This is a genomic window from Parasynechococcus sp. (genome assembly GCF_042954245.1).
Taxonomy (GTDB): Bacteria; Cyanobacteriota; Cyanobacteriia; order PCC-6307; family Cyanobiaceae; genus Parasynechococcus.
The window spans coordinates 1-23,319 of the sequence record NZ_JBGKDP010000257.1 but is presented as its reverse complement, the minus strand read 5'-3'; the positions used below and the strand labels follow the sequence as shown (position 1 = coordinate 23,319).

Sequence of the window (23,319 nt, the reverse complement as noted above, 5' to 3'; positions counted from 1 at the left end):
GCCCGACGCGATAGACGTTTAGCGGTCGTCCTCTTTAGATCTCGGGTCGTTCTCCTTGTATCTCGGCAGGTCGGTGGGTTGAGCCAACACGTACACGACTGCCGTAGAGATAACTGCGGTGACGATGATGAGGGCGGTGATGGCTCCGGAATAGTCAGTCATCAGGCTTCGACCTCAGCCCTTTGCTCGGCTGTGCCTTTGATCTCTTCAGTTGTTGCTTCGGCTGATTTGGACTTGCTGTAAGAGCAGCCGCCAGCGTTGGCGACGTTGGCGAAAGCAGCCATGACCATGATTGCGATGATCACGGTGCCTCCAAAAAAGGCCAGATTCGGATGACAATTCACGTGAGGCTGACCTGAGAGTCTACGGACCCTACTGACTGAATCCAGAATTTGATGCTCAAGCCTCAGGGAGAACTAAGCCTTCGCTCGAGAAGCGAACAGCCCAAAGCTCTTCGCTGGTCACTTCACCGTTTTCATCAAGCAGTTCTGGATGTGTGGTTTTGAGACCTGTTCGGTCGTTCGACGCGCTGGCCTTAGAAGCAGGCGATGGGAGCATCATTCGAAAAGCTTGCAGAAGCAAGCATGTCAAGACGGCTGCGTACGCGAGTGGGAAAAGACCTGCGATCACTGCTATCTCAACTCAATGTGAAGAATGTTAACCACTTTTATTGCCGGCTGAGGCCGCCTTCAGACCTGGGCTACCCATCGCCTGTGCGTTGACCACCAATTTCACCTAATCAGAGCTGCTTCTCGTAGATAATGCCTCGGTAGGTGAGGCTCACAACTTTGTTGATCGCCATCTGAGCATGCAGTCGGTTGAGGATGTACTCCCCCCCTCCTGTACTGCATGAGGTGGATGCGCTCAGAGCTTTCAACCGCCAATGCTCACCACCTTGAGAACGGGATGAAACCACTGATTCGCCCGATGGAATCTGTAGCTGAGTGGAAGGACCGACGGAGCTGGAAAACGGTGCCTCAGTCCTTGACGTGTAACTACAGCCACAGTTGTGTTGTTGAGTTCAGCGTATTGTCCTGCTGGCACAGAAGATTCTTTGAAATTCATGCATTGTCTATTTGCACGATAAGCTTGTATGTGTTGTGAATGATTCTCGATCAGCCGAGAACGAGATAATTCAACTGATGCTTTGCCGAGAAGCACTTCTTCCCCAAGTCCCCAGTGCTTGAGAGCTTTATGGGCCTCTTGTGCGAAGAATGGAGGCATTAGATCAGAGGCTTGCTGATGCTCATTCTCGGACATTTGAAGGTTCTGATGCTTCAGGCGCCCAAGGGAATAGCCACAATCTTGACACTTAGTCCTTATTTAGTAGGAGCTAGCACCTGAGAGAAGAGATCATGATCTCTCGATTGATGCTTTACCGCGTGGACTGTACCACGACCTCCCCCCAGATTCTATCTGCCCACATAATGAAAATCTATTTAGTCAGGTAGGAGAGTTAGAAAAAGAGCTTGCTGATTATGAAGATCAGATGTCTGCTTAGTTTTGAGAGAGAGGGTTTCTTGCCATGACGTTGAGGGAGCAGAGAAAATAATCCGCGCTGGTTGGTATGTGGATACCGCTGCTGTGTAAAGCGAAATCGACGGTGAACTACAACAAGCTGACCTCTCGATGTGAGAAGTTTCTGAACATGAGTCAAACCACTAGAGAAATTCCGATCTGGGTCGGTGGAGAGTCAGGGCAGCGGAAGCGGTACTTGAGATCGTTAGAGAATGATCTGGCAGCTGAGCTGGGACCTGATTGGCGGAACGTGATTGAGCTGGCGAAGGACAGCTAAAGCCTGCGTTTTGCCCTAACTTTAAGGCTCGCTTGTTGCGCCATACGGCGAGACAACCGCCGAGCCCTAAGCCAACCAGTAGGAGAAGAGGGCTCACCTTTTGTGGATCTTTCTTAGCTCTGCATCCTGACGAGCGTTGCAAGCTTCGGATTGAGCCAATGCCGGATCAGTCGCGCAAAGGCGTTTCATCAGTTCATCTTGATCGTGCTCGGACAATGAGCCGTCAGCAGACCATTTCAAGCAAGTTCTCCCAGTACACGTTTGGGGAAGAAGGAAGCGGCCACAAGACCCTCCTGTTTTGATTCTGTCAATCTCCCATCCGGCACAAGCCTTTTGATACCCCTGCCTGGGGACAAAAGAAAAACCCCTGGAGAGTGACAGCTCCAGGGTGGTTCTCGAGGCAAAGACGAAAACCCTGTCGTCTCAGGTCCAGGGCTTTCGGTCGATGACCGAAGGAGGTGCTGACGCCCCTTCGATCCGTTTAATCAACTCCTGTTTGGCGTATGCCAATACCCCCGATTAGGGGTATTCGGCATCTCAAATACCTGAGAGGTTCATCTCACGCGGAAGGGCCGAGAGACCACAACGCGAGATCTGAATAGGAGGTCTCAGTAATGGCCGAAAGAGATATGCGTTTCCTGTTGATGTGGTGGGAAGAGGAACGTCGCAAAGTCGAGAACAAAGCTCTGGAAAGGTTCGACGCTCGAATGACTGGCCTTGAGTCACCTCAACGCAAGCGTTTCCTTCGTACTGAGGCAGAAGAGGAAACACAAGCGAAAGCCGAATGAAGAAATGAGGCTGACCAAGCTCACCAGTACTTGAGGCTTGGGAGACAATGCGGAAGACAGGGTGGAGATGCTGTCCCCCGCCTCTGCGCTGATTCATGCGTTGACCGTTCCTAGTCAGCGAAGAGAATCGATTTCGACTGGAGCGATCGTTTGAAGCGTGCTCAACGCCTCCCCAATTGTTTGTCCAACAAAAGAGCCCACCGGTCAGTACGGCTACGAAACATCCCAATCCAAGGATGACTTCCGCTGCAATGCGAGTGGAGCTTGTGAGTTCCTCTTTGCGTTGCTCAGTGGTTGAAGCCATCTGAGTTGTTGCGATGAACCTGTTGTGGCTCAAGTCGCAGCTTGGTTTCAACTGTGCACCGAATCACTCCAGGTACTTTGCGCTGCTTGCTGCTTGTGCCCTCACTGCTGCATTCGCTGCTGACTAGTTGGTTTGAGCCACAGTTTGGGCCACGGAAAGTAGAAACCAAGAGAACGGGGGATCAGCTTTCGCTGAAACCACTTGCTGTGACTGACGCCCCCTGATGGATTCGAACCATCGACCGACTGCTTAGAAGGCAGTTGCTCTATCCAGCTGAGCTAAGGGAGCAAGCAACCACATTTTGGCAGGCTGCTTCAGGGCAGGCTGGATTTGGATGCCTTGTGCCAACTAAGGTGAAGAGCTGTTGATCGGCATGCATGGCCCCGCGTCGTCTCAGCGACAGCGAGAAGCAGGATCTGGTCGGTCGTTACAAGGCCGGCGAGTCAACATCAGCTTTGGCTGAGGCCTTTGGCTGCAGTCCCAACACCGTGAGCCGCACGGTGAAAGCGCTGTTGCCTGCTGATGCTTATGCCGCACTGAAGGCCAGCCGGCAAAAAGGTTTGGCCACCCCTCCCCCGCCAGCTGTTACCCAGGCTGAAGAACCAGAAGCTGACTCCCTTAAGGAGGATGACAGCAGCCTGGCCCTGGATGACGCGGATGATTTCGGTGAGGACCCTGATGATGAGCTCGCCGAAGACGATGACAACGGCAGCGTTGAAACGTTCATGGAGCTTGTTCCCCTTCTTGGCGTGGGAAATCTCAGTGATCGCCCTCTCAATCAGGCCCAACCGTTCAGTGTCGACCTACTGCCCGACAGCGCCTACATGCTGGTCGACAAGGTGGTCGAGTTGGATGCGCGCCCCCTTAAGGAGTTCCCCGAATTGGGTCTTCTCGACGATGCCGAGCAGGAACGTCAGGGGTTGTGCCTGTTTGCCAGCCCCCGCGCGGCCAAGCGTCAGTGCGGGCGGAGTCAGCGGGTGATCAAGGTTCCCGACACGGCTGTCTTTCAGCGCACCAGCAGTTACCTGCTGGCCCGGGGCATTACACGACTGGTGTTGGAAGGAACCTTGATTGCGTTGGATGCCTGAGCACCGGAGTTGATTGCTCTTAGTCGAAGCGATCGCGTTGATCGGGAAGCAAAACGGCCGTCGCGGTTCCTCCGCTGATCACGCCGATCACCATCGCAATCCCCACGAGAAAACCCGTGGGAAGAGGCACCGATCGCTGCCCCCCGAGTTGGAACGTGTGGCGATCCTGAAGGTTCTGCGCTCCAAGGCAGAGCAGCAGCAGCAGCAGCAGGCCACCGCCAAAGCTGATCAGCAGGAGACGAAGGCGAATCAACACAGCACAACCGTCGACGGGCTCAGTTTGACGTGCCCTGGTGCAAGAGGGCATACAGGCGTCGTCTGGACAGCCCTGTGGTCTGGGCCAGTTGCCGTGCAGCGTCGCTGGCGCTTGCACCCTCGTCCTGCAACGCCTGCAGCCGTTTGGTCAGCTCATCGTCGTCGGGTTCTTTTGCTTCTTCCGGCGGTGCTCCCCCTAGCACAACCGTGCATTCGCCTTGGGGCGGGTGATGCTGAAAGTGCAGCAGGGCATGGTCCACCGTCGGCCCCACCTGTTCTTCGTGGCGTTTGGTCAGTTCCCGAGCCACCTGCAGGGGACGCTCTACTCCGCAGTGGTGCTGAAGTTCCTCGAGCAACGTGATCAGTCGATGCGGCGCTTCGTACAGCACGGTGGTGCGGGGTTCGTTGCTGATCGCTTCCAGGCGTGCCCGCCGTTCCTTGCCTTTGGCCGGAAGAAATCCTTCGAAGCAGAAGCGGCCGCTGGGCAAGCCGCTGCTCACCAAAGCGGTAGTGGCGGCGCAGGGGCCGGGAATGCAGATCACGGGATGGCCGGCCTGGTGCGCGGCGGCCGCCAGCTCTTCACCGGGGTCGCTGATGCCCGGCAGTCCAGCATCACTGATCACCGCCAGGCTTTGTCCCTCCGATAGCAGATCCAGCAGTTGGGGCAAGCGTGTGCGGGTGTTGTGCTGATGAAAGGACAGCTTGCGGCCTTCTGCTCTAAGACTGCTGAGCAGCTGTCCGCTGTGGCGGGTGTCTTCACAGGCGATCACATCCACGCTGCGGAGCAAATCGCGGGCTCGTGGCGACAGATCCCCCAGATGGCCAATGGGAGTGCCCACCAGATAGAGGCTGCCGCCGCTTGGTTCATCCCGCTGCATCACAATGGCGAGCGCCTCTGTTGATCATGATGCCCAGCTCTGCCGTCTTCCCCGCTGGCGTTGACAAGGAGGCTCTGCTGACGGAATTGCGTCGCTTGAGTTGGGGAGCCGCCGACATCTTGCGGGCCTATGCCCGCGGCGAACAGCCCCCGCATGGTTTTCCCAACGCCTTAAGTGTTGATGACGGCGGAGAGGGCCCCGTGTCTGCGGCTGATCTGGCCGTGAACAAGTGGTTGCTGGACGGGCTGTCCGCTGCATTCCCCAAGGCTGACTGGACGCTGCTCAGTGAGGAGACCGCCAAGGAGCAGCTCACGGAAGGCCAACCGCTGCCGGCGGAGTGGCTGTGGATTCTCGATCCCCTGGATGGCACCAAGGATTTCCTGCAGGGCACAGGTGAATACGCCGTTCATCTGGCCCTGGTGCGCGATAAGCGGCCGGTGATCGGTGTTGTGCTCCTTCCAGAAGCCGATGAACTTTGGATCGGCATCGTTGGTGAGGGTGCCTGGTGTGAAGACCGTCAGGGTGAGCGGTCGCCGGTTCGCTTTAGCGGCAGAACCGCAGTTTCAGATCTGATCCTGGTGGCCAGCCGCAGCCACCGCGACGACCGTTTGGTCAAGCTCATTGATGCCCTCAATCTCGGCGGTTCCAAAGCAGTGGGCAGCATTGGCTTCAAGGTTGCCACGATATTGAGAGGCGAAACCGACCTCTACGTCTCCCTCTCCGGCAAGAGTGCCCCCAAGGATTGGGACATGGCGGCTCCGGAAGCGGTGCTGCTGGCGGCCGGTGGTCGCTTCACCCATGCCGATCAGGCCGACCTCACCTACAACATCGGCGATGTGCGTCAGGCCGGCTGTCTGATTGCCAGCCATGGAAAAACCCACGCCGAGCTCGGAGAGCGTGCGACGCGGGCCATGGCCGAGATCGATCCCGGCTTTCAGGTCTGAGGCCTGATCAGCTCAGAGGTGCAACCGGGGTGGGCTGAGGCTCCACCTCGGCGGCGTCGATGGCCTGGGGCACGCCCCGCAGGGTGAGGTTGATGCGGCCGCGGTTGTCGATTTCGCGCACCCGCACGGTCACCTCGTCGCCCACCTTCACCACGTCTTCGACCTTCTCGACGCGAGCTTCGGAGAGCTGCGAGATGTGGATCATGCCCTCCTTGCCAGGAAGGATCTCCACGAAGGCGCCGATCGGGATGATCCGCGTGACCGAACCGGAGAACACTTCGCCTTCATTGACCTTGCGAGTCAGGCCTTCAATGATCTTCTGGGCTTCTTCAGCCGCAGCACCATCGTGGGAGGCGATGGTCACGATGCCGCCGTCCTCGATGTCGATCTTGGTGTTGGTGCGCTCGGTAATGCCCTTGATCGTGCGTCCACCGGGGCCGATCACGGTACCGATCAGCTCAGGATCAATCCGGAAGCTGAGCAGACGTGGGGCATGGGGCGAGAGGTTGTCCCGAGGGGTGTCGATCGCCTCAAGCATCTTCTCGAGGATGTGGAGCCGTGCCGGACGCGCCTGGTTGACGGCTTCGGCCACCGTCTTCACCGAGAGGCCGGTGATCTTCATGTCCATCTGCAGGGCTGTGATGCCCTTCTCGCTGCCGGCCACCTTGAAGTCCATGTCGCCGAGGAAGTCCTCGATGCCCTGGATGTCGGTGAGGATCCGCACCTCATCGCCCTCTTTGATCAGACCCATGGCAGCGCCACTCACCGGGGCCTTCAGCGGCACACCGGCGTCCATCAGCGACAGGGTGCTGCCGCAGACGGAACCCATCGAGGTGGAGCCATTGGAGCTGAGCACTTCGCTCACCACACGTACCACGTAAGGGAAGGTGTCCTTCTCGGGAAGCACCGGGAGAATGGCGCGTTCGGCCAGGGCGCCATGGCCGATCTCACGACGACCGGGGGAGCGCATCGGCCGGGTTTCACCGACGGAGTAGGGCGGGAAGTTGTAGTGGTGTAGGTACAGCTTCTCGGTGTTGGGATGGAGATCGTCCATCTCCTGGGCATCGCTGGGGGTGCCCAGCGTTGCGGTGGAAAGCACTTGGGTGAGTCCGCGCTGGAACAGACCAGAACCATGCACCCGGCGCGGCAGGACACCGGCCATGGCGCTGATCTGGCGAACCTCGTCGAGGCCGCGTCCATCCACACGCTTGCCGTCTTTGAGAATCTGCTGACGCATCAACTTCTTGGTCAGCGCCTTGAAGCTATTGCTGAGCAGCTTCGGGCTGCTGGCCAGGGCTTGGCGAACGGCATGGTCTTCCTTGAGACCTGCGATGGTCTCGGACACCTCGCCCTTCACGGTTTCCAGGACTGTGTCCCGCTCGTCCTTGCTCTGATCAAACTTGCTCAGGACAGCGCTGATCGCCTTGGTGCACTGCTTCTCCAGATAGGCAGGAACCGTGCTGTCTTCTTCTGGCTTCTCGGGCTTCACCTGGGTGATGCCCAGATCCTTGAGCAGCTGTTCCTGAGCCTTGATTAGTTCGCAGATCGCCTCGTAGCCGAAATCAATCGCCTCGATCACGTCTTGCTCGGGCAGCTGGTTGGCGCCGGCCTCGACCATCACCACGCCGTCAGGGGTGCCGGCAATCACCAAGTCCAGATCACCCCGTTCGATCTCCCGGTAACTCGGGTTGAGGACGAAGTCATCCCCCAGCAGACCCACCCGCACGGCTGCCATCGGGCCGTTGAAGGGGATGCCCGCCAGCAGCGTGGCAATCGATGCGCCCGTCACCGCCAGAACATCGGCGGGGACCCGCTCATCGAGGGACAGGCAGGTGGCCACTACCTGCAAGTCGTCGCGCAGCCAGCTGGGGAAGAGTGGCCGCATTGGGCGGTCAATCAGTCGAGCCGTGAGCGTGGCGCGTTCGGGTGGGCGGCTCTCACGACGCATGTAGCTGCCGGGAATGCGGCCAGCTGCATAAAGCCGCTCCTCGTAGTCGCAGATAAGCGGCAGGAAATCAATGCCTTCACGGCCGCCTGAACGGGTTGCGGTCACAAGCACGGCGGTGTCGCCACACTCCACCAAGACGGATCCTCCCGCCTGAGGGGCGAAGCGCCCGGTGGTCAGTCGAATCTCGCGTCCGTCAAAGGAGATCGACTGGGTTTGTCCTTGCACGACGTCTTATGTCCTTTTGTCAATCCCAAGTCTGACATTTCATGGCTGCTCTTCACAAGAAAGGGGAGGCCAAACCTCCCCTCACGACGCCATGGCGACAATCTGATCACCAGCTGGACTTGACCACGCCGGGCAGTTCTCCTTTGTGGGCGCGCTCACGCAGCTGGTTACGGCAGAGACCGAAATCGCGATAAACGCCGCGGGGCTTGCCGGTGGCCCAGCAGCGGTTGCGCACACGGATGCGTGCGCTGTTGCGAGGCAGAGCCTGAATCTTGCGGTGGATCTCCAGACGATCCATCGGATCTTCGGCTGCGTTGAAGGCCGCCATCAGTGCTGCGCGCTTGGCCGCATAGCGCTCAACCGTTTTCTTGCGCTTCACATCGCGAGCGATCATCGACTTCTTGGCCATGCAGCTGAGGGCAGCTAGTGAACGGATCGTCAACGATACATGGGCGCCTTCGCCCTCCTAGCGACCCATCAATTGCTGGACCACCGGCAGCTGACTGGTGTCACGCACGATCAGCACAAGCGTGAGCCCCACCAGCAGAAGAAAACCGGATTGCACGAAGGCCATTTGGATCCGTTCGGACACCGGACGACCCCGAACGGATTGAATCGCCAGCATCATCATCTGCCAGCCATCGAGCAGCGGCAGCGGCAGCGAATTGAGCACCGCCAGATTGATTGAGATCAGGGCTGAGAAGAGCACCAACCCGGATCCCCCCTGCTGGCTGAGTTGAGCCCCCATCTCAACGATCTTGACGGGGCCACTCACCTGCCCCGCCGTGGCTCGGAAGTTGGTCAGGAGGCCGGCGTAGCCACGCACGGTTTGCTGCAGCATTTGGCTGAATTGCGAGCCGGTGGTGAGTACCAGTTCACCGGGATTCCTCACGGGGCGCATTTCACCACTGATGTTGGCCTGCAGCTGGGCGCCGATTTTTCCTGTGCCCTGTTGATCGTCGGGGATGAGTTCAACGGTGGACGTCTTGTCTCCCCGCTTTCGCTCCACACGGATGGCTTGCTCGGGTGCTGCTTTCACATCCCGCACCATCGCTTCAACGCCCCGTTGTCCTGCGACAAGGGGTTGGGCATTCAGGCTGAGGATCTGGTCACCGGCACGAAGCCCGGAGCGGGCGGCAGCACCACCCGGTTGCACCTGAACCACCAGGACCCCCGGATCCGGCGCGGCGGGCACACCGACAAACGCTGCCTGAGCGAACAGCACCACCAGTGCTAATGCCAGGTTGGCCAACACCCCTGCAGCAACCACCAAGGCTTGCTGGGGTGTTGGCCGATTGCGCAGCAGATCAGGATCATCAGCAGGGATCGTGCTCTCCTCGTCGTCGTCGGGAAAGGCGACGAAACCACCCAGGGGCAGCAGCCGCAGGGCGTAGGTCACCCCACAACGTTGTCTTTTGATCAAAGCCGGGCCAAAGCCAATGGAAAAGCCGCTGACGCGGATTCCCTGGAGCGTGGCAGCGAGGAAATGGCCGGCCTCATGCACCACGATCAGCAGGGCGAGGACCAGAAGGGCGGCCAACACGTTCATATTTTCGTTAGGAGTCCAGTCGACTCATTCTGGCTGGAGTCGCTCGCAGCCGACGTAGGGCACCAGAGCTTTGGGCAGCAGGACGCTGCCGTCGGGCTGTTGGCCGTTCTCCAACAGGGCCGCCATGGTTCTGCCAACGGCCAGGCCACTGCCATTCAGGGTGTGAACCAACTTCGTGGCCTTGCCTTCCTTGGTGCGGATGGAGGACCGTCGCGCCTGAAAATCGCCACAGACGCTGCAACTGGAAATTTCCCGATAGGCCCCCGCCCCCGGCAGCCACACCTCGAGGTCATAGGTCCGGCGGGCGGAGAAGCCGAGATCGGCGGTGCAGAGGTCCAAGACTCGATAGGGCAGCTCCAGCGCCTGAAGCACGGCTTCTGCATCGGCCGTGATCTGTTGGTGCGCTTCTTCGGAGTGATCGGGGTGCACAAACCAGTACAGCTCCACCTTGTTGAACTGGTGCAGGCGAATCAGGCCACGGGTGTCGCGGCCGTAGCTGCCGGCCTCACGGCGGAAGCAGGGGCTGTAGGCGGCATAACGCAGGGGCAGTTGATCTGCCGGGATGATTTCGTCCCGGTGCAGGGAGGTCACGGGCACCTCAGCGGTCGGTGTCAACCAGAGGTCGTCCTCCGCGCAACGGAAGCTTTCCTCAGCGAACTTGGGTAGTTGTCCTGATCCGGTGAGGCTGGCGCTGTTCACCAGCACCGAGGGCAGCACCTCTCGGTAGCCCTTGCTCGTGTGGAGGTCGAGCATGAAATTGATCAGGCCACGCTCCAGCCGTGCCCCCTGACCCATCAGCGTGACGAAACGGCTCTGCGCGATGCGGACGGAGCGTTCGGTGTCGAACAGCTGCAGGCGTTCAGCGATCTGCCAGTGCTCGTCAAGGTTGTCGTCAACCCGGGGGGTTCCCCAGCGGCGCACTTCAACGTTGTCCTCTTCACTGCGCCCATCAGGGCAGTCCTCTGAAGGGAGATTGGGGCACCCCAGCAGCAGCTGCTTGAGCTCACTCGAGAGCTGTTTTTCCTCCTCCTCCAGCACCGCCACCTTCTGCTTGATCGCATTGCCCTGTTGGCGGAGTTCGGCGACCTCGTCGCCTTTGGGATCAGCGCCCGACTTGATGCGTTGGCCGACCTCCTTGCCGATTCGGTTGCCCTCCGCCTGCAGGCTGCTGCGTTGTTGCTCGAGATCGCGCTGCTGCTGGGCAATCAGCTGCAGTTGGGTGAGATCAACAGCCTTACCTCGACGCCCCAGTTGCTGGGCGATCGTTTCGGAGTTGTCACGCACAAGGCGCTGATCGAGCACGGTTTCAGGGGCATCAGCGCCGGCAGCCTATGGTAGTCCGGTTCAGAGCACCTGGCCGACCATCACCGCTGCAATGCCCGAGAATAGGGTGATGCCAAGGGCGGTGAGGGGGCTTTGCCCCTGAGCGACTGCCATGGTCGTGATCACGCCGGCACCAAGGCAGGCCACGCAGAGCTGAGTGGCGATGTCGTTGCGGCTCTCCACGTTGGTCCTGCTGTTGTTGGGACCGTAGGGAGCGCGCCGGCCAGCGCCTTACGCAAGGCTGGCATTCGTTACGCCGCGTCAGGCTTCGTTACCTGCAGCAACAGACGCGGGGCGGGCGCGGCCGCCGGCAGCCCACTGCTTCAGCCGTTCGAGCTGTTCGCTGGCGGTGCGGGAGAGGGGGATGAGCTGAGACGCCGCTCCAATCAGATCCGGCTCCGTCAACTCACGGCTGTCGGCAAAGGCCAAATGCATCGCCTCGATTACGGTCTGCTCCAGCTCGGCACCGGAGAAGCCCTCACTGCGGCTCACCACGGTGTCCAGGGGAAGTTTCAGCCCCGGGCGTCGCCGTTCCAGATGCAGCTCAAGAATGCTGTTGCGCTCAGCGCTGCTGGGCAGATCGAGCATGAAGAGCTCATCGAAACGCCCCTTGCGCAGCAGTTCCGGTGGCAGCTTCTCGACACCGTTGGCGGTGGCGACGACGAACACCGGTGACTGTTTCTCAGCCATCCACGTGAGCACGTTGGCCAGCACCCGCTGGGTGGTGCCGCCGTCGCTGCGGCCATCCCCCCCGAAGCCCTTATCGATCTCATCGATCCAGAGCACGCAGGGCGCCATCGCTTCAGCCCGTTGGATCATCTCGCGGGTGCGTGCCTCGCTGGCCCCCACCAAGCCCGCGAACAGACGCCCCACATCCAGACGCAACAGGGGCATCGACCAACTGCAGGCGATGGCCTTGGCCGTGAGTGATTTCCCTGTGCCTTGAGGACCCACGAGCAGGACGCCACGGGGCAAAGGCAGTCCGAAACGCCGTGCATCTTCTGAGAAGGCCCGGTGCCGTTGGTTCAGCCAGGTCTTGAGACCGTCGAGGCCTCCGATGGCTTCGGTGCCCGCATCGCTGCGACAAAACTCCAGCACCTCACTGCGGGCAATCGTCTGGCGTTTTTCGTCCAGAACGTCCTGCAGATCCTCTGATCCCAACTGGCCGCGGCGGGCCAGGGCCCTGGCCGCGACCTGACGAACCCGCATCTCGCTGAGCCCGCTGCAGGCCTGAGCGAGCTCATCCAGGACGGGAGCTGGCAGGGGACTGCCGCTGCTGGTGCTGATGCTGCTGATCAGCCGGCGCAGGTCGTTGTTGTCGGGAAGGGGGAGATCCAGCAACGTGAGGCTTTCTTCCAGATCACTGGGGGGTGTCCATTGCCCACAGCACAGCACCAGCGTGTGCGGGGTGCTACGCAGAGATGCTTCGAGATTGCGCAGCATCCGGGCGACACCCGGATCATCGCAGAAACGATGAAAATCTTTGGCGAGCAGAAGGGTTGGGCTGTCCACATCCCGTTGCTGGAGCCACTGCAGCATGGCCATAGGTTGACGGCTTCCCTGGCCATCGGCATTCACCGGCCCACTGATGCCATCGATGAAATTCCAGCAGACCAGCTGGCGTGCAAGCCGCTGAGCGGCCTCTCCCAGCAGGCTTTCCACCCGGGCTTCCTCATTGCTGCGCACCCAGATCAGGGGTGTGCGAGCACATACCAGAAGGTCGATCTGGTGTCCCCAGGCGGCACTGCTCATGGCTGGTCGATCTGCTGCTGAAGCTGCTGCAGGGCCTGCCAGCGGGGATCTACATCCTTTGTCTTGGTGTCTGGGATCACGGGCTGGTGCTGGAGTCCTGGTGGGCCTGGACAGTGGTCACCGCAGTGGTTGACGACGGGCAACAGCAGGTTGAGCTGTTCAAATGCCCATTGCTGGGGGTCAAATTGACCGCGTGAATCGAGAACGTCCACTAGACCTTCCATCTCGGCGACCTCTCCGGAAAGCTCCAGCTCGTCAGCCGTCGGTTGCTCTTCTCCCAGCCAGATCAGTTCTGAAGGCGTGCAGCTGAGCTTCTGATTGAACTGATTCAGGCAGCGATCGCAGCAGAGTGTCACGATCGTGTTGAGTTTCCCCTCAACCGCCAAGACGTTGCCGCGGTGCTCTGCGGAGACATGACCTCGAACCGGTGTGAGCGAGGAGAGCTCATCGAGCTCACCCTCAACGTCCCAGATTTTCGCGGTGCCGAGGGCCCGGAGATCCTGGAGGGGAACAGGCTCTAGTGCTTCGATCACTTGCCCTTCGGTTCAAATGGCAGCCGTGAACCACTTGAGCTGGCGGAGACCGTCACCGTTTTCTGAGCCATTTGCTGATCCAGAATTTTCTGCAGGTTGTCGGGCAGTGCCTCTTTGGTGAGGATGAAGGTCTGCAGACCTTGGAAAATGTTGGCGATCAGCATGTAGAGCAGAACGCCGGCGGGGAGGGGGAAGAACAAAAACATCCCCGTGATCATCACCGGAGTGATTTTGTTGGCCGTGGCCTGCTGAGGGTTGTCGGGCATGCCCATGCCCGACAACAGTTGGGAGATGAACAAGGTGATGCCGAAGCCGGCAACGAGAATGGCGATGTCCCAGTTGATGGCACCGTCGGCATAGAAGCCCACCTGGCCCAGGGCTTTGATGAACAGGAAGCCGCTGCGAGCTGCCAAGCCCGGAATCTTCGCTTCAACAGTGGCATCACCGGCGGCGAGGGCCGTGATTGTGCCGTCTTCACTGACGCTGACGATGTCATCGCCTTTGGTCACCGCCCACGTGGGGGCAAAGCGTCCAGGGTTCTCAACATCCGTGAGAATGTCGCTGAAAGCGTGGCCGTCCTTCGTATGAAGGTTGACAGTGGCACTGTCGCCAACACCGATCTTGGTGCCCCGCGGCAGGCTGGCGATCACTGGCACATGGTCGGTTTCACCGATGAAGATGGAATGGCTGGCGCTGTTGAACGGTTTGGGTTCAACGGCAGCGATCTGGTCAGCCGGCAATACCTTCATGTTGAGGGTGTATGGGACGTCGGCGAACGGTGATCCCCGCAGAGTTGCAAACAGTGCAAAAAGGATCGGCATCTGCACCAGCAGCGGCAGGCATCCCGCCAAGGGGCTGCCGAATTCCTTCATCACATTGCCCAGCTCCTCCTGCTGTTTCTGAGGATTGTTGGCATATCGGCTTTTGATCTCAGCCTGACGTTTTTGAATCACCGGTTGGGCAATACGCATGCGCCGAGCGCTGCGAATTGATCCTGCGCTCAGGGGGTAGAGCGCGATCCGGATCACGAGGGTGAGGGCGATGATGGCCAGGCCATAGCTCGGAACCAATCCATAGAAGAAGTCCAGGATTGGAATCAGCAGGTTGTCGGAGATGTATCCGATCACGTTGAAGAAACGGGGAGCAGGACGTTGTGAGGCCAGTGTGCATGAACAGCTGCACTCAGGCGGCGAAACCTTCAGTGGTTTTCTCTTGGGCTTTGGCTGCACGGCTGCTGATGCGTTCGAGGATGCAGGCCTCAACTTCCCGGAATCGAGGCAGCGAGCGCAGTTCGAGCCTGGCGCCGTCCTTGAGCACCAACACCATGTCTCCCCAGGCACCGAAGCCCCTGGGCACGGTGCGCACCTCGCTGATCTGCGAATACACAACCTGGGTTTTGTCTTTGCCCATCCAGCCCCCCGTCACCGAGATGCGGCGACTGGTGATGCGGAATCGCAGCCAAAAGGCTCGAACGACGGCACCAATGGTGAAGGGAAGGCCAATCAGCGTGAAGCCAAGCAGGATGTTGAATATCAGATCTCCGCGGGCTGGTCCACCGTCGTAGTGAACATCTTCCTGAATGCTGGTCATGGATCCAGTCCGGCGCTTATCAGAAGACTGTCGCATTCTTCGAGCAACTGTGTGGGTTCGGCTTCCGCGGCTTCCGGGCGAAGACTGATCAACAACCATTGGCCCGCCAAGTCGTTTCGCTGTTCAAAACGTCGACGCAGGTGGTCATGCAGAAGCCGCCTGAGCCGGTTCCGCTTGACGGAACGCTTGTTCACCTTGCTGCTAATCACCAGAGCGCAGCGGCAGGTTCTGTGTTGGATGCCCCGCAACTCTCGGCGAAGCAAAGTGGAATCACCTGCAGTGACGCGCAGAACCATCAAGGTTCCGTGCTGGCGCTTGGAGGACCGGTGCAAACGGCTGAAGCATCGATACCCGCGTAATCGCATGGAGGCGGGAAGGACCATCAACCAATCCTGTTTGGAGTTGTTGAGTCTGGGATGAATCCTCTGGATTCATCCCAGACTCAACAAGCAGCGAGGCGGGACCGACCGCGCTTACGGCGCGTGCGGATCACGCGACGGCCGGTGTGGGAGCGCATCCGTACACGGAAACCCGAGACGCGCTTCCTCTTGCGGTTTGTTCCCCCGAGGGTGCGCTTGGTCATGGACGTCTCCTGGCTACCGGCCGATCTAAGTTAGGAATTTTATCAGTCAGTCCACATCGATCAGCCAGCTTCCGCGGTAACCGGACATCGGCACATCACCGGGAGCCTGAACCATGGCGTTGAGCTGATACATGCGCTTGCCCGAGGGATTAAACAACTTGATCGAGAGCGAGTAGTCCCCGTCTGAAGGCAGCGGAGTGTCTGGGAAGACTACAATCTCTGTCTGGTCTTTGTTAACCTCGATAGCGGCTGGGACCTCTTCCAGGCACTTGCTCCGGCCCATCATGCTGCCGACGCTAGTGCGGCACAGGCGCATGCGGTGGGGTTTGAGTTTGGCGTCGAAGTAGTCCGGAACGGTGATGGTGAGTTTGAGGATCGCGGTCTTGCGGTCCTTTTCGCGCAGGGTAAGGAACCATTCCGAGCGGTCGTTTTGGATGTTGGAAGTCTGGTAGTAATACAGCTTTCGGTAGTCACGGTCGTTGTCCCACCGAAATTCAATGAGTCCAGGTGTGCCCTGAGCGTGAGTAACCTGCTCAGAAGTTCCGGTAATGGCCGAGCCAATCAATAGAGCCGCAGCGGTGCCGGCTCCAGCAAGCAAGCGTCTGGTGGTGGAACGAGCCATAGGAAATGTATTAATGATGGGATTCTCCTGAGTCCAACCGCGGGGCGGTGATCTCAGGGGTCGGAGGCTGATCTGTCAGTTGTAGACAGTTCGGTCTGGGCGGAGCCGCTGCGCGTCACCTTGATAAGGGTGCACCGGTTGCTGGCCCTGGGGGATCCAGGCGTGGGCCAGAACACGGATGCAGAGGGGGAGGTCGCCTTGAACGGCCATTTGCTGGCAGTCCAGCAGAGCCACCGTGTCCCAGCCAGGCCGCCGTCGTGCAATGGCGGCAGGGAAACAGGCATCCAGATCGGCGGTGACCGAGAAGGTCACCGACACCAGCTGGTCGGGGGTCAGGCCGTTGCGCTCGACAAGAGCGTCCATCAGAGCGCTGACCGCAGTTTGGATGGCCTTCGTGCTGTTCTCCGTGCAGGTGGTGGCCCCGCGCAGGCCTCTCAGAACGAGGGGTGAGCTGCTCATGGGCGGTACAGCCAAAGCACCTGTCCGCTTCCCATTAACTCAATCGAGAGGCGCTGCTGCAGTTGATGCAAGAGCTGGGATCCGGGCAGCAAGCCACTGAGCTTGCGGCGTTGCTTGCCCAAGGTGACGGGACGAATGTCGTCCGCGTCGAGATCGGCCAGCTGCGCCGCGAGGCGACGGGCATGGTCCTCATCGCCGAGTTCATCCACCAAGCCCAGGGCCTGCGCCTGTTCTCCACTGAACACCCGTCCATCGGCGAAGCGCTTCACCGTCTCCAACTCAAGGTTTCGCCCCTGAGCCACAACACCAACGAACTGGCCGTAGCTGCTGTCGATCAGCTCCTGAAGCAGTGCACGTTCGGCATCGCTCAGCGGGCGATCCGGAGAAAGGATGTCCTTGAACGGACCGCTCTTCACCGTGTCGAAGCGAATCCCGATCTTTTCGAACACCCGCGAGAGGTCGTTGCCCCGAAGGATCACCCCGATGGACCCGGTGATCGTGCCGGGATTGGCAACGATTTTTTCCGCAGCTACGCCGATGTAGACGCCTCCGGAGGCGGAAATGTTGCCGAAGCTGGCTACTACACGACAACCTTGTTCCCGGAGCCGCAGCAGGGCTGCATGAATTTCTTGGCTGTCTCCAACCGTGCCGCCGGGGCTGTCAATCCGCAGCAGCAGTGCTGGAAATTCCCTCTGCTTCACCTCTCGCAGTGCCTCTAGCACCCGCTTCCGAGTGTCGCCGGTGATGGGGCCATCAACAACGATGCGCGCCATCCGTCGTCGGGATTTTCGCCTCCAGGGCCAGATCATGTTGCGCATCTGCATCGCTCCAGATCTTAAAAAGAGCACCCACGCGCCCATCCATGCCGTTATTGCGACTCTGGTTTCTGATGGTGCTGCCCTTTGCGCTCTGGGGAACAGCAATGACTGCCATGGCACCATTGCTTGCTAGCGCAGGACCCTGGCTGGTGGCTGGCTTACGCCTCGTGCCCGCCGGTTTGGCTCTTCTGCTCTGGGGTCAGTGGACCGGCCGTGGCCTGGCGATCGATTCACGAGATCTGCTTTGGTTCCTCCTGTTCACCCTGGTGGATGCCACCTTGTTTCAAGGCCTTCTAGCGCGAGGGTTGGAGGGCACAGGCGCGGGTCTCGGTTCCGTTCTGATTGATTGCCAACCTCTGCTAGTGGCCCTGATGGCACGCGCTTTGTTCATGGAGTCGATCAATCCCATCGGTTGGATGGGGCTGGCCATCGGTTTGGCGGGAATCGTCTGCATTGGCCTGCCCGCTGAGCTTTTAGGACATTGGTGGTTGCTGGTTGATCCGCCGGTGGTGCAGCAGTTGTTTCAGCCCGGTGAAGGCTGGATGTTGCTGGCGGCCGTCGCCATGGCTGCTGGGACGGTGTTGATCCGCTTTGCCTCACGCCACAGCGATCCGGTCACCGTCACGGCCTGGCACATGGTGTTGGGGGGACTTCCCCTGCTCGGGGTTCATGCCCTGCAGCGCACGGATGCTGGTTTGGCTTGGACGGCAACGGACTGGGCGTGCATGGGGTACACGAGCCTGCTCGGAAGCGCCTTGGCCTACGGATTGTTCTTCTGGTTTGCCAATCAGCGCGATCTCACAAGTTTCAGCAGCCTGGGATTTCTCACCCCTGTGTTTGCGTTGGCCACCGGTGGGTGGTTTTTGGGAGAGCGCCTTGATCTGCTCCAGTGGATTGGTGTCGTGATGGTGCTTGTGTCGGTGATTTTCGTCAGTCAACGGCACCGGTTCTGGGAGCCGCTGTCGCTCACGGATCCCTTCTTATGACGATGTCGCCGCTTCACCTCGTCATCGTCAACACGCCCATTGGGGCCCTCGGCAGTGGCGAGGGTGGCGGCGTGGAGCTCACCCTTCGATCCTTGGTGCAAGGGTTGGTTCGGCGCGGCCACAGGCTCACCGTTGTGGCCGCCAAGGGCTCCACCCTCCCCGCCGACTGCCGCGGAGTTAAGGTGCTGGAGGTGGAGGGTGTGAACCAACCCAGTTGGCAGCATGCCGCCGAGCATGCACCGGTCGAAATTCCCTGCAACGGTCTGCTGCCGGCGCTCTGGGACGCCGCTCTCGATGTGGGGCAGTCTGCCGACGCTGTGATCAACGGTGGGTACGACTGGTTGCCGCTGTGGCTGACGCAACGGGTCAGCGCCAGGCTCTTTCATCTCGTGAGCATGGGGGATGTGGCTGCGGTGATGCGCGATGTGATCGAAGCCGTCGCCGCCTGGGATTCAGGTCGCCTTGCCTTTCACACCCACCGCCAGGCCGCTGATTTCCGGCTGCCTTCTCCGGCCAATGTTGTGGGCAACGGATTTGATCTCAGCAACTACACCTTTCAGCGCCAGACCGATGGCCCCCTGGGTTGGGCGGGCCGCATCGCTCCGGAAAAGGGGCTGGAGGATGCGGCGGCGGCGGCGGCGGCCTTGGGTGAACAGCTTCTGGTTTGGGGGTTGCGTGAGGACGACGCTTATGCCCGGCAGGTGGAGTCGAGTGTTCCCAAGGGCACGATCGACTGGCGTGGATTTCGATCGACCCGGGAGCTGCAGCAGGAGATGGGCCAGTGCCGCGCTCTGATCAACACACCGAAATGGAATGAGGCTTATGGCAATGTTGTGGTTGAGGCCCTTGCCTGTGGTGTTCCGGTCGTTGCCTATGACCGTGGTGGACCGGGTGAGCTGATCTGTGCGGGTCGCACAGGCTGGTTGGTGCCTCCCGACGATGTCGTCGCCCTCACGGAGGCCCTGCGGCGGGTCGGCAGCATTGAGCGCTCCCTCTGCCGCAGCTGGGTTGAGAAGCATGCCTCCTGTGAGGTCTTCAGTCAGCGTGTTGAATCGTGGGTTCGAATAGGACTGATGGCGAATGTCAGCATCAACCCCAGGAGCTGAGGGTCCCTTGTCGGTCAATGTTTCAGGACGCCAGCGACACCAGGTTCTGGCGCTTGTGCTGACCCTGGGACTCGTCATCACGCTTTGGCGGCTGGGATCCACAGGCGTGGTGGATGAAACTCCGCCGTTGTTTGCCGCAGCCGGGCGGGCCATGGCTGACACCGGCGACTGGCTGACACCTCGGGTGAACGGCTTACCCCGTTACGACAAACCGCCCCTGGTGTACTGGCTGATGGGGTTCGGCTACGCCTTGCCCGGACGCGAGGTTTGGGATCCTCTCGGCAGTTGGGCGGCACGGCTTCCTTCCGCCCTGGCCACGGTCGGGCTGATGCTTGGCCTCGCCGATACCGTGCTGCGCTGGCCGTTTTCAGGCGATGCGCGTCCGCGTTTGACGGCTTTGATTGCATCGCTGGCGTTTGCCTTCTCGCCCTTGGTGCTCGTCTGGAGCCGCACCGCGGTGAGTGATGCCCTGCTGTGTGGCCTGCTGGGTCTCAGCCTTTTGCTGCAGTGGCGGCGTTTTGCCGCCCCCCAAGAGGTGGCCTGGTGGCCAGCCTGGGTGATCCTCGGATTGGCAGTGCTGGCCAAGGGGCCTGTCGCTGTGGTGCTTTCAGGACTCGCTCTGCTGATGTTCGGAGCGTTGCGACGGGATCTCGTTCAGCCCTGGCGGAGGCTGCGCCCGCTGCCCGGGTTGCTGCTCACCACTCTCATCAGCCTTCCCTGGTACGCCCTGGAGCTGCTGGTGGAAGAACAGCCCTTCTGGGACAGCTTTTTCGGCTACCACAACCTTCAACGGTTCACCTCCGTGGTGAACGATCACCTCCAGCCCTGGTGGTTTTTCGGCCCGGTAATGCTCGTGGCTGCCCTTCCCTTCACTCCTTATCTGCTGTTGGGGCTGGCGCGGGTGCCCCGATCGCGGATCGCTCCGGAGCATTCGTTGCATCAATTCGCAGCTTGCTGGCTGTTGGCGGTGCTGCTGCTGTTCACCACCGCAGCCACCAAGCTCCCCAGTTATTGGTTGCCCGCCACCCCCGCGGCGGCTCTGTTGGTGGCCCAGGCCACGGTGGGCTCATCGCGCTGGCAACGGATGGCCTGGGGGACTTGCCTGGCGCTGATCGCCGCCCTGGCCGCTGGGTTTTGGCTGGGATCGCTCTGGGTTCTCTTGATCGACGATCCGGAGATGCCGACGCTGTCGGTGGATTTGCTGGCCAGCGGTCTGTTGAAGTGGGCTGCGGTCTGGTTCAGCGCTGCCGCCGCGCTTGGAGCCGTTCTGTTGCTTCAGCGTCGTACTGCCGCTCAGGCCTTGCTGGCCATACAGGCCTGTCTGCTCGGATTTCATCTCACGGCTCTGATCCCCATCGCTGAACTCGCCGATCGTCTGCGTCAGCAACCGGTCCGGGACGCGGCCTCACTGATGTTGTCGCAACAGCGCAATGGAGAGCCCATGGTCATGGTTGGCGCTATGAAGCCCTCGCTGCATTTCTATACAGGTCAAGTGATCTTGTACGAAGGCCAATCCAATGCGGCATTGGTCGACATTGCGGATCGCCTGGCTTATGAACAGCGGCGCGGCTGGAGTGGATACCCCCTCGGAAGCCCGGGTGCATCCAGCACAGTGTTGGTGCTAATCGATCGCGGCACGGCAGAACTGGATCATTGGAGCGACCTCCAGCCCGAGCTGCTCGGTCATATTGGGATTTACAACGTGTGGCGACTGGATCGCAGCCGCCTTGAGCAACGTGCACAAACCCTGCAGGCCAACGGTGTAAAGGCCGACTGGCGGAGACCGCGTCCTGAGCGGTATTGACTTAACTATTGAGCCCTAAGAGGGCGACAAGGTCTGGCGATGGCAAAAACCGCAGTGCTTCCAGAGCTTGATTTCTCCGTTGGGCGCTGGTCGGCCGCAGTCCGGGCACGTCCCCATGCCATGGACATCGGTGCGGCTCGGATGCTGGGCCCAAATGCTGGCTTCGCTCTCCAGCACCGGGGATTGAAGGGAGTGGTGTTGCTGAATGCGCAGATCGCGCACCGCGTGGCCGGCTTGATGCAGGGCGCTGATGAGTTGGGGCTTGTTGTAGAGGAGGGCCTGGCGCCATTGGGGATGGCTGGCTCCCACGGTCAGCACACCGCGCTGTAGCGATAAGGGGCGGCAGTGCGGTGCAAGTTGCGCTCCCGCAACTCTCGGCCAGTCCTGCCATAGCGCTGCCAGATGGTCATCCTTGCGCCACTCCCTCTGCAGCGCGCTAAGGCAGGTTTCCAAGGGTTCCGCCAGCGCTGGCGCAGCTGACTGGAGCAGCTCCAGGCCAGGTAGGCGGCGCCGTTGAGATTCAGGTGCAACCGCCATGGGTTGATTCTAGGCAGAACTGCTGCGGGAACCTCGCTAATCTCAGCGCGTCTAAGGCCAAGTCATGGGTTTCTTTGATCGGCTGAGCAGGCTGGTTCGCGCCAACGCCAACGCTGCTGTCAGTAGCATGGAGGACCCCGCCAAGATCCTCGATCAATCCGTCGCCGACATGCAGGCGGATCTAGTCAAGTTGCGTCAGGCCGTCGCCCTAGCGATCGCGAGTCAGAAGCGGCTGACCAGCCAGGCTGAGCAGGCTGCAGCTCAATCCAAGACCTGGTACGAGCGTGCCGAGCTGGCTCTGAAAAAGGGTGAGGAATCCCTGGCTCGGGAAGCTTTGACCCGTCGCAAGACGTTCCAGGAGACGGCGATATCGCTGACAGCCCAGGTGCAGGCCCAAGACGGCCAGGTGGAATCGCTCAAGAAGAGTCTGGTTGCCCTTGAAGGAAAGATCGCTGAGGCCAAGACCAAGAAAGACATGCTCAAGGCCAGGGCCCAGGCGGCCAAGGCCCAGCAGCAGTTGCAAAGTGCCGTCGGCAGCATCGGCACCGATTCCGCTATGGCGGCCTTCGAGCGGATGGAGGAAAAGGTGGAGGCCCTGGAGGCCACCGGTCAGGCCGCGGCTGAGCTGGCTGAATTTGATCTGGAGAGTCAGTTCGCGGCTTTGGAAAGCGGTGGCGGCGTTGATGATGATCTCGAGGCGTTGCGCGCTCAGCTGAAGGGAGGCCAGGAAGCCGTTGCTCTCCCCGCGTCCGAGGCGTCCGAGGCCGTGAAGCCCGTGCAGGTGGAAGAGGTGGATGCCGAACTCGAAGACTTGAAGCGATCCATCGACAAGCTCTGATCAATCCGGGAAAGTCATCCGGCTTTTCATAGGATCGGGTCAACCATTTGAGTGCTGTGGCTGGAGCTGTTGCCGATTTCACCGACGCTGGTTTTGAACGTGAAGTCCTCAAGGCTTCCGGCACGGTCCTCGTCGATTTCTGGGCTGCCTGGTGTGGCCCCTGCCGACTGATCGCCCCATTGATGGATTGGGTCGCGAGCGATTACGGCGATCGCCTCAGCGTTGGCAAGCTCGAGGTGGATGCCAATCCCCAGACCCGTGACGCTTATCAGGTGCAGGGCATTCCCACGCTGATCCTCTTCCGCAACGGTGAAGTGGTGGCGCGGCATGAAGGTGCCATTGCCAAACCGCAGCTGCAGTCCTTCTTGGATGCCAACCTCTAAGCGCCTTGCCTCGCTGGGCAACGCTGTTTTTGCCCGTGTTGATGCCGCTAAGCATGCTTATCGGCTCGAGGCGTCTTCTTCGGTACGTCCAGATCTGGTGGATCTCTCCATCGGATCGTCTGACCTTCGGCCGCCCAAGGCGTTGTTGGACACCATGGCCTCAGCAGTCATGGAGTCCAGCAGCAGCTCCTATTGCCTTCAGGCCGGACTG

At 60.3% G+C, this 23,319-nt stretch carries 28 protein-coding genes, 1 tRNA gene and 1 pseudogene; 8 read left to right on the top strand and 22 right to left on the bottom strand.

Going from position 1 to position 23,319, the window contains the following annotated elements:
- Positions 1–18: 18 nt before the first annotated feature.
- The 5 genes from ACGVJ8_RS11920 to ACGVJ8_RS11900 form a co-directional block, all read right to left on the bottom strand.
- Positions 19–162 carry a hypothetical protein gene (locus ACGVJ8_RS11920; RefSeq protein WP_392348367.1) on the bottom strand — a complete coding sequence of 48 codons (144 nt, stop codon included), beginning with the start codon at positions 160–162 and terminating at the stop codon, positions 19–21.
- Positions 162–284 carry a hypothetical protein gene (locus ACGVJ8_RS11915; RefSeq protein ID WP_392348365.1) on the bottom strand — a complete coding sequence of 41 codons (123 nt, stop codon included), beginning with the start codon at positions 282–284 and terminating at the stop codon, positions 162–164. Before ACGVJ8_RS11915 ends, ACGVJ8_RS11920 begins: the two co-directional genes overlap by 1 nt.
- A 115-nt stretch (positions 285–399) precedes the next feature.
- Complete coding sequence (locus tag ACGVJ8_RS11910) at positions 400–630, bottom strand: DUF2973 domain-containing protein (RefSeq protein WP_392348363.1); 231 nt, start codon at positions 628–630, stop codon at positions 400–402.
- 109 nt (positions 631–739) lie between these two features.
- Entirely contained in the window at positions 740–877 is a 138-nt protein-coding gene (locus ACGVJ8_RS11905) for a hypothetical protein (protein ID WP_392348361.1), read from the bottom strand.
- Between the two features lie 2,224 nt (positions 878–3,101).
- Positions 3,102–3,175: transfer RNA gene (locus ACGVJ8_RS11900), tRNA-Arg, on the bottom strand.
- A gap of 89 nt (positions 3,176–3,264) precedes the next feature.
- Between ACGVJ8_RS11900 and ACGVJ8_RS11895 the strand changes: the two genes are divergently transcribed.
- A complete protein-coding gene (locus ACGVJ8_RS11895; protein ID WP_392348359.1) occupies positions 3,265–3,975 on the top strand; it encodes a helix-turn-helix domain-containing protein in 711 nt (236 codons plus the stop codon).
- A gap of 19 nt (positions 3,976–3,994) precedes the next feature.
- Here the strand turns inward: ACGVJ8_RS11895 and ACGVJ8_RS11890 are convergent, their stop codons facing one another.
- Together ACGVJ8_RS11890 and rsmI are read right to left on the bottom strand one after the other, a co-directional pair.
- Entirely contained in the window at positions 3,995–4,231 is a 237-nt protein-coding gene (locus tag ACGVJ8_RS11890) for a hypothetical protein (protein WP_392348357.1), read from the bottom strand.
- Positions 4,232–4,250: 19 nt separating this feature from the next.
- Positions 4,251–5,108 carry a 16S rRNA (cytidine(1402)-2'-O)-methyltransferase gene (gene rsmI, locus ACGVJ8_RS11885; RefSeq protein WP_392348355.1) on the bottom strand — a complete coding sequence of 286 codons (858 nt, stop codon included), beginning with the start codon at positions 5,106–5,108 and terminating at the stop codon, positions 4,251–4,253.
- Between the two features lie 26 nt (positions 5,109–5,134).
- Between rsmI and ACGVJ8_RS11880 the strand changes: the two genes are divergently transcribed.
- Complete coding sequence (locus ACGVJ8_RS11880; RefSeq protein ID WP_392348353.1) at positions 5,135–6,052, top strand: 3'(2'),5'-bisphosphate nucleotidase CysQ; 918 nt, start codon at positions 5,135–5,137, stop codon at positions 6,050–6,052.
- 7 nt (positions 6,053–6,059) lie between these two features.
- Here ACGVJ8_RS11880 and ACGVJ8_RS11875 read toward each other — a convergent pair whose 3' ends face one another.
- From ACGVJ8_RS11875 to sppA, 14 genes are all read right to left on the bottom strand, one after another.
- Complete coding sequence (locus ACGVJ8_RS11875) at positions 6,060–8,225, bottom strand: polyribonucleotide nucleotidyltransferase (RefSeq protein ID WP_392348351.1); 2,166 nt, start codon at positions 8,223–8,225, stop codon at positions 6,060–6,062.
- A gap of 106 nt (positions 8,226–8,331) precedes the next feature.
- Positions 8,332–8,634, bottom strand: a complete 303-nt coding sequence (gene rpsN, locus ACGVJ8_RS11870; RefSeq protein WP_011363576.1) for a 30S ribosomal protein S14 — start codon at positions 8,632–8,634, stop codon at positions 8,332–8,334.
- Between the two features lie 57 nt (positions 8,635–8,691).
- Positions 8,692–9,774 (bottom strand): RIP metalloprotease RseP, encoded by a 1,083-nt coding sequence (gene rseP, locus ACGVJ8_RS11865; protein WP_392348348.1) that lies wholly within the window; start codon positions 9,772–9,774, stop codon positions 8,692–8,694.
- 24 nt (positions 9,775–9,798) lie between these two features.
- Positions 9,799–11,076: a serine--tRNA ligase gene (gene serS, locus ACGVJ8_RS11860; protein WP_392348346.1), complete on the bottom strand. Its 1,278-nt coding sequence runs from the start codon at positions 11,074–11,076 to the stop codon at positions 9,799–9,801.
- Positions 11,077–11,118: 42 nt separating this feature from the next.
- Positions 11,119–11,280 (bottom strand): hypothetical protein, encoded by a 162-nt coding sequence (locus ACGVJ8_RS11855; RefSeq protein ID WP_006852120.1) that lies wholly within the window; start codon positions 11,278–11,280, stop codon positions 11,119–11,121.
- 78 nt (positions 11,281–11,358) lie between these two features.
- The gene (locus tag ACGVJ8_RS11850; protein WP_392348344.1) at positions 11,359–12,849 is read right to left on the bottom strand and encodes an AAA family ATPase; all 1,491 of its coding nucleotides are present in this window, start codon (positions 12,847–12,849) and stop codon (positions 11,359–11,361) included.
- Positions 12,846–13,382, bottom strand: a complete 537-nt coding sequence (locus tag ACGVJ8_RS11845; RefSeq protein ID WP_392348342.1) for a YceD family protein — start codon at positions 13,380–13,382, stop codon at positions 12,846–12,848. Before ACGVJ8_RS11845 ends, ACGVJ8_RS11850 begins: the two co-directional genes overlap by 4 nt.
- The gene (gene yidC / locus ACGVJ8_RS11840) at positions 13,379–14,509 is read right to left on the bottom strand and encodes a membrane protein insertase YidC (protein ID WP_392348340.1); all 1,131 of its coding nucleotides are present in this window, start codon (positions 14,507–14,509) and stop codon (positions 13,379–13,381) included. The genes ACGVJ8_RS11845 and yidC overlap by 4 nt, the downstream gene beginning before the upstream one ends.
- 55 nt (positions 14,510–14,564) lie before the next feature.
- Entirely contained in the window at positions 14,565–14,972 is a 408-nt protein-coding gene (locus tag ACGVJ8_RS11835) for a PH domain-containing protein (RefSeq protein ID WP_392348338.1), read from the bottom strand.
- Entirely contained in the window at positions 14,969–15,355 is a 387-nt protein-coding gene (locus ACGVJ8_RS11830; protein WP_392348336.1) for a ribonuclease P protein component, read from the bottom strand. Before ACGVJ8_RS11830 ends, ACGVJ8_RS11835 begins: the two co-directional genes overlap by 4 nt.
- A 59-nt stretch (positions 15,356–15,414) precedes the next feature.
- Complete coding sequence (gene rpmH / locus ACGVJ8_RS11825; RefSeq protein WP_392348334.1) at positions 15,415–15,555, bottom strand: 50S ribosomal protein L34; 141 nt, start codon at positions 15,553–15,555, stop codon at positions 15,415–15,417.
- A 46-nt stretch (positions 15,556–15,601) separates the two neighbouring features.
- Complete coding sequence (locus ACGVJ8_RS11820; RefSeq protein WP_392348332.1) at positions 15,602–16,177, bottom strand: DUF2808 domain-containing protein; 576 nt, start codon at positions 16,175–16,177, stop codon at positions 15,602–15,604.
- A gap of 75 nt (positions 16,178–16,252) precedes the next feature.
- Positions 16,253–16,636 carry a chorismate mutase gene (gene aroH, locus ACGVJ8_RS11815; protein ID WP_392348330.1) on the bottom strand — a complete coding sequence of 128 codons (384 nt, stop codon included), beginning with the start codon at positions 16,634–16,636 and terminating at the stop codon, positions 16,253–16,255.
- Positions 16,633–17,445, bottom strand: a complete 813-nt coding sequence (gene sppA / locus ACGVJ8_RS11810; protein WP_392348369.1) for a signal peptide peptidase SppA — start codon at positions 17,443–17,445, stop codon at positions 16,633–16,635. The genes aroH and sppA overlap by 4 nt, the downstream gene beginning before the upstream one ends.
- A 53-nt stretch (positions 17,446–17,498) precedes the next feature.
- Between sppA and ACGVJ8_RS11805 the strand changes: the two genes are divergently transcribed.
- The 3 genes from ACGVJ8_RS11805 to ACGVJ8_RS11795 are packed head-to-tail and all read left to right on the top strand — an operon-like array spanning position 17,499 to position 21,350.
- The gene (locus ACGVJ8_RS11805) at positions 17,499–18,440 is read left to right on the top strand and encodes a DMT family transporter (protein ID WP_392348328.1); all 942 of its coding nucleotides are present in this window, start codon (positions 17,499–17,501) and stop codon (positions 18,438–18,440) included.
- Positions 18,437–19,546 (top strand): glycosyltransferase, encoded by a 1,110-nt coding sequence (locus ACGVJ8_RS11800; RefSeq protein ID WP_392348326.1) that lies wholly within the window; start codon positions 18,437–18,439, stop codon positions 19,544–19,546. The genes ACGVJ8_RS11805 and ACGVJ8_RS11800 overlap by 4 nt, the downstream gene beginning before the upstream one ends.
- Positions 19,521–21,350, top strand: coding sequence for an ArnT family glycosyltransferase (locus tag ACGVJ8_RS11795; protein ID WP_392348324.1), 1,830 nt, complete (start codon positions 19,521–19,523; stop codon positions 21,348–21,350). The genes ACGVJ8_RS11800 and ACGVJ8_RS11795 overlap by 26 nt, the downstream gene beginning before the upstream one ends.
- Positions 21,351–21,365: 15 nt before the next feature.
- On the opposite strand, the gene ACGVJ8_RS11790 is transcribed toward ACGVJ8_RS11795, so the two are convergent.
- Positions 21,366–21,887: a DciA family protein gene (locus ACGVJ8_RS11790; protein WP_392348322.1), complete on the bottom strand. Its 522-nt coding sequence runs from the start codon at positions 21,885–21,887 to the stop codon at positions 21,366–21,368.
- A gap of 64 nt (positions 21,888–21,951) precedes the next feature.
- Between ACGVJ8_RS11790 and ACGVJ8_RS11785 the strand changes: the two genes are divergently transcribed.
- The 3 genes and pseudogenes from ACGVJ8_RS11785 to ACGVJ8_RS11775 form a co-directional block, all read left to right on the top strand.
- On the top strand, positions 21,952–22,725 hold the full coding sequence (locus tag ACGVJ8_RS11785) for a PspA/IM30 family protein (RefSeq protein ID WP_392348320.1): 774 nt from the start codon (positions 21,952–21,954) through the stop codon (positions 22,723–22,725).
- 56 nt (positions 22,726–22,781) lie between these two features.
- Positions 22,782–23,108: a thioredoxin gene (gene trxA / locus ACGVJ8_RS11780; RefSeq protein WP_392348318.1), complete on the top strand. Its 327-nt coding sequence runs from the start codon at positions 22,782–22,784 to the stop codon at positions 23,106–23,108.
- Positions 23,095–23,319: pseudogene (locus ACGVJ8_RS11775) on the top strand (aspartate aminotransferase); the annotation flags it as partial. The gene trxA and the pseudogene ACGVJ8_RS11775, both read left to right, overlap by 14 nt.

Bases quoted from the DNA above. Each gene is read 5' to 3' on its own strand.
- rpmH (WP_392348334.1), bottom strand. From the start codon at position 15,555: ATGACCAAGCGCACCCTCGGGGGAACAAACCGCAAGAGGAAGCGCGTC.
- ACGVJ8_RS11850 (WP_392348344.1), bottom strand. From the start codon at position 12,849: ATGAGCAGTGCCGCCTGGGGACACCAGATCGACCTTCTGGTATGTGCT.
- rpsN (WP_011363576.1), bottom strand. From the start codon at position 8,634: ATGGCCAAGAAGTCGATGATCGCTCGCGATGTGAAGCGCAAGAAAACG.
- sppA (WP_392348369.1), bottom strand. From the start codon at position 17,445: ATGATCTGGCCCTGGAGGCGAAAATCCCGACGACGGATGGCGCGCATC.
- ACGVJ8_RS11805 (WP_392348328.1), top strand. From the start codon at position 17,499: ATGCCGTTATTGCGACTCTGGTTTCTGATGGTGCTGCCCTTTGCGCTC.
- rsmI (WP_392348355.1), bottom strand. From the start codon at position 5,108: ATGCAGCGGGATGAACCAAGCGGCGGCAGCCTCTATCTGGTGGGCACT.
- aroH (WP_392348330.1), bottom strand. From the start codon at position 16,636: ATGAGCAGCTCACCCCTCGTTCTGAGAGGCCTGCGCGGGGCCACCACC.
- ACGVJ8_RS11880 (WP_392348353.1), top strand. From the start codon at position 5,135: ATGATGCCCAGCTCTGCCGTCTTCCCCGCTGGCGTTGACAAGGAGGCT.
- ACGVJ8_RS11835 (WP_392348338.1), bottom strand. From the start codon at position 14,972: ATGACCAGCATTCAGGAAGATGTTCACTACGACGGTGGACCAGCCCGC.
- ACGVJ8_RS11830 (WP_392348336.1), bottom strand. From the start codon at position 15,355: ATGGTCCTTCCCGCCTCCATGCGATTACGCGGGTATCGATGCTTCAGC.
- ACGVJ8_RS11800 (WP_392348326.1), top strand. From the start codon at position 18,437: ATGACGATGTCGCCGCTTCACCTCGTCATCGTCAACACGCCCATTGGG.
- ACGVJ8_RS11915 (WP_392348365.1), bottom strand. From the start codon at position 284: ATGGCTGCTTTCGCCAACGTCGCCAACGCTGGCGGCTGCTCTTACAGC.
- ACGVJ8_RS11790 (WP_392348322.1), bottom strand. From the start codon at position 21,887: ATGGCGGTTGCACCTGAATCTCAACGGCGCCGCCTACCTGGCCTGGAG.
- rseP (WP_392348348.1), bottom strand. From the start codon at position 9,774: ATGAACGTGTTGGCCGCCCTTCTGGTCCTCGCCCTGCTGATCGTGGTG.
- ACGVJ8_RS11895 (WP_392348359.1), top strand. From the start codon at position 3,265: ATGGCCCCGCGTCGTCTCAGCGACAGCGAGAAGCAGGATCTGGTCGGT.
- ACGVJ8_RS11795 (WP_392348324.1), top strand. From the start codon at position 19,521: ATGTCAGCATCAACCCCAGGAGCTGAGGGTCCCTTGTCGGTCAATGTT.
- ACGVJ8_RS11820 (WP_392348332.1), bottom strand. From the start codon at position 16,177: ATGGCTCGTTCCACCACCAGACGCTTGCTTGCTGGAGCCGGCACCGCT.
- ACGVJ8_RS11920 (WP_392348367.1), bottom strand. From the start codon at position 162: ATGACTGACTATTCCGGAGCCATCACCGCCCTCATCATCGTCACCGCA.
- ACGVJ8_RS11785 (WP_392348320.1), top strand. From the start codon at position 21,952: ATGGGTTTCTTTGATCGGCTGAGCAGGCTGGTTCGCGCCAACGCCAAC.